At 46.7% G+C, this 3,047-nt stretch carries 5 protein-coding genes; all 5 read left to right on the forward strand.

Annotation, left to right across the window (positions count from 1 at the left end):
* Nucleotides 1–229 precede the first annotated feature (229 nt).
* Nucleotides 230–394, forward strand: a complete 165-nt coding sequence (locus PHG87_07275) for a hypothetical protein (protein ID MDD5477975.1) — start codon at nucleotides 230–232, stop codon at nucleotides 392–394.
* 146 nt (nucleotides 395–540) lie between these two features.
* Nucleotides 541–972, forward strand: coding sequence for a hypothetical protein (locus PHG87_07280; protein ID MDD5477976.1), 432 nt, complete (start codon nucleotides 541–543; stop codon nucleotides 970–972).
* The gene (locus PHG87_07285; protein ID MDD5477977.1) at nucleotides 972–1,649 is read left to right on the forward strand and encodes a hypothetical protein; all 678 of its coding nucleotides are present in this window, start codon (nucleotides 972–974) and stop codon (nucleotides 1,647–1,649) included. The genes PHG87_07280 and PHG87_07285 overlap by 1 nt, the downstream gene beginning before the upstream one ends.
* A gap of 74 nt (nucleotides 1,650–1,723) precedes the next feature.
* Complete coding sequence (locus PHG87_07290; protein ID MDD5477978.1) at nucleotides 1,724–2,218, forward strand: hypothetical protein; 495 nt, start codon at nucleotides 1,724–1,726, stop codon at nucleotides 2,216–2,218.
* Nucleotides 2,219–2,380: 162 nt separating this feature from the next.
* The coding region (locus PHG87_07295) for a hypothetical protein (GenBank protein MDD5477979.1) at nucleotides 2,381–3,047 on the forward strand (667 nt) is incomplete at its 3' end.

Raw genomic sequence — 3,047 nt, forward strand, 5'->3', positions numbered from 1 at the left:
TGTCTATATGATAGTTGGTTGTTTTTGGGTAAAGACACCCAAGAGCTTCGGAGGGAGCTTGCGGGTATACCCATAATGTAAACATGGGGAGGGGGCCTCTAAGAGCCCCTCTATATCTTTTTAGTGTATCTTGCTTAGGGCTGTTGCCATAAGGGCAACAGCCCCTAGTTAGCTACACTATATGGTTTAGTGTGGTGTTTTAAGGGTTGTTGAGTGAAAGGGTTGGATAATGGTAGAAACTGTATCGGCTTGCGACTATCTTCAATCAATACTTGCCGCGATTGCCCTACTCCAAGAGCAGCAAGAGCGGGGCGGCAAGTTTGAAGAGTATGTAGAAGAGCTACATACGATCGACGATATTCTGATGGATATTGTCGGGGATTTAGGGCTGTAAAGGTAGGGGGCCCTCTTAGTAAGAGGGCCCCATCTTAGTGTATCTTGCTTAGGGCTATTCGCCCTTATAGCGAATAGCCCCAAGTTAGCCGCACTAAATGGTTTAGTGTGGTGTTTTCTCAGGGTTGCTTTGTGGAGGGTTGTGAAATGAAACGCTTAAGGTTGAAAAAGCGCAATAGGTTAAGGTTAAACGCCCCACCTATTATGCCTAATACTATCATATTCGATTATGATAGTATTGGGAAGCGGTCATTGTCTGGCGACAACTGGACGTGTAATGTTGTCGCTTCAAGGACGGAAGAAAAACTCTACACTGACCCAAACGCCCTAGAAGATAGAATGCGGGGCGTGTTTCCCTCAAAGAAAGCCTTTGTAAGGTCTTTAAGGGATAATTGGGGGGATAGAGTGAAAATGTTGGGGCGGAATAGGGACTCCGTTCTTATCGGGGTCCCCAAAGACATAATGCCGCATGTTATACGGCATGTTGCCAACTTGGCAATATCCTATAGGGTTATTGGCCCTAATAGGATAATGCTGTATATTCCGACAATTCGGTTCAAGGTTCATGGAGGGGAATAATGGATCGGATTAGTGCGGAGTCAATGATTACCTATCTCTTGCATAAAGCAAAAACCGCCAATAAGGGCGAAAAAGCTAGGATAAGGGATAGGGTGAAGCTATTGCGCGAGAATCTTGTCATGCAGGATTCTCTTGACAGACTGTCAATTAGCTCAACCAGTGGGGATAACATGTACGGGATTTTGAGCACGGATCAGGTGATTCGCTTATCTTCTGAAGATAAGCGAATCATTAAGGCGGTATTGGAATTGAAGGATTGGACCTTTGGTCCTTATCGCCTAAAAGCAATTCCGAATCTTGCCATTGGGCGCGTCTTGTCTTGTTTGGAAGATTATATTGGGGTGAAAAAGTACACTTTTTCACCCCATTATCTAAATAAGACAAACAATAGGGAGTACTTGCCCGGTGCTCGTAACCTTGTGGTGCGGATACATAAAGCCCTATCGAAAAAGATAGGGCAAGATGTAACGGCACCAGGGTTTGATCCTTATAAGGCTTATTTTGCTGATTTTAGGTCTGATAAGCCTAAGCCTGATAAGCCTAAGCCCAAGTCTAAAAGACTTAGGCTAAATGAAGAGAAGCCCAACCCTAAGAGGCTAAGGCTAAATGAAGAGAAGCCCAAGCCTAAAAGACTTAGGCTAAATGAAGAGAAGCCTAAGAGGCTTAGATTACATTAGTGTAATCTACTTAGGGCTATTGCCATTATAGGCAATAGCCCCTAGTTGAGGACACTTTTGTTTGGAGGGTTGCTATGATGGATTTACAATGGGCCTATAATTGGGTGAGAAGTAGATTGCCTAATTATATGGTAGGGGTATTTGACCCGGCGGATATAGTCCAAGAGGCGCTAATACGCTTTTTTGACTATGGCTACAAAGTGGATAACATAAGACATTTCAATGCGCTGTTTAAGCGTGTTTTGCTAAGTGTCTTCCACGATAATCGACGTAGAGCACTAAGGCGCTCTAATGTAGATTATCTAGAAGATATAGGGTCCAATACCCTTGAAGGATTGCGAATCGACCCAATATCGTATAGTATTCTGGTGTCGGAGCTAGCCCACGACGCGCCTTTTCCCTTGGATAGGGTATTAGCTCGTTTGAAAAATGAGCAATTAAAGATTAGGGTGAAACGTCGGGGCAAAGAAACGCTGAACCAGTTACTATGTCGAATTGCTGGGGTAAGGGAAAGGGACTTCCCCGACTTGGATTCGCAACTGGAAGATTACATAAAGGGAAGACAATAGGGTCTGCAACCCGCCCTATTGTCATTAGCCTATTGGGGGCATGATACCCCAATAGGCTAGCCCTTTTTACCCTAGTTAAGAGAAGGGAGGGACATCGGAATAGAACTAATCTTGTGTTTGCGTTAGTGTGTTTTCACTCAATACTGCTTTGGGAGAATTAGAATGTCCATTTCGTCGATCGAAAAAGAGGCTTGTAAAGCGGTCGGTATTAAGGCAAAGGGCCTTACAACCCAATCGTATCTCCGAAAGGTCGCTAGTGGGGTGGACGACATTGACGACGACGCTTGGGAAGAATTGTCGGAGGAAACCCAAGAGTGGTTCAACGAAGCCGTCCGCGCTATCAAGCGGAAAAAGCCCATTTCTCCATTTGTGGACGACGATGAGGAAGAGGAAGAGGACGAAAAGCCCCGTAGGAAACGAGGGAAATCGTCCCAATCGTCCCGCCGTCCTAAGGACGATGAGGAAGAGGACGACGAGGACGACGATGAGGAAGAGGACGACGAGGACGACGATGAGGAAGAGGAAGAGGACGAAAAGCCCCGTAGGAAACGAGGGAAATCGTCCCGCCGTCCTAAGGACGATGAGGAAGAGGACGACGAGGACGACGATGAGGAAGAGGACGACGAGGACGACGATGAGGAAGAGGAAGAGGACGAAAAGCCCCGTAGGAAACGAGGGAAATCGTCCCGCCGTCCTAAGGACGAAGAGGACGAAGAGGACGAAGACGAGGACGAAAAGCCCCGTAAGAGACGGGGAAAGCGTAAGCCTGGCGTCGTTAAGGCGATCAGGCTAATCCTGTATAAAGACCCCGACACCCCGGCCGAAGAGG

This window comes from Candidatus Omnitrophota bacterium, from assembly GCA_028716245.1.
Lineage (GTDB): Bacteria > Omnitrophota > Gorgyraeia > Gygaellales > Profunditerraquicolaceae > UBA6249.

Excerpts from the sequence above, each read along its gene's own strand:
- PHG87_07275 (MDD5477975.1), top strand. The coding sequence starts at position 230 with ATGGTAGAAACTGTATCGGCTTGCGACTATCTTCAATCAATACTTGCC.
- PHG87_07280 (MDD5477976.1), top strand. The coding sequence starts at position 541 with ATGAAACGCTTAAGGTTGAAAAAGCGCAATAGGTTAAGGTTAAACGCC.
- PHG87_07285 (MDD5477977.1), top strand. The coding sequence starts at position 972 with ATGGATCGGATTAGTGCGGAGTCAATGATTACCTATCTCTTGCATAAA.
- PHG87_07290 (MDD5477978.1), top strand. The coding sequence starts at position 1,724 with ATGATGGATTTACAATGGGCCTATAATTGGGTGAGAAGTAGATTGCCT.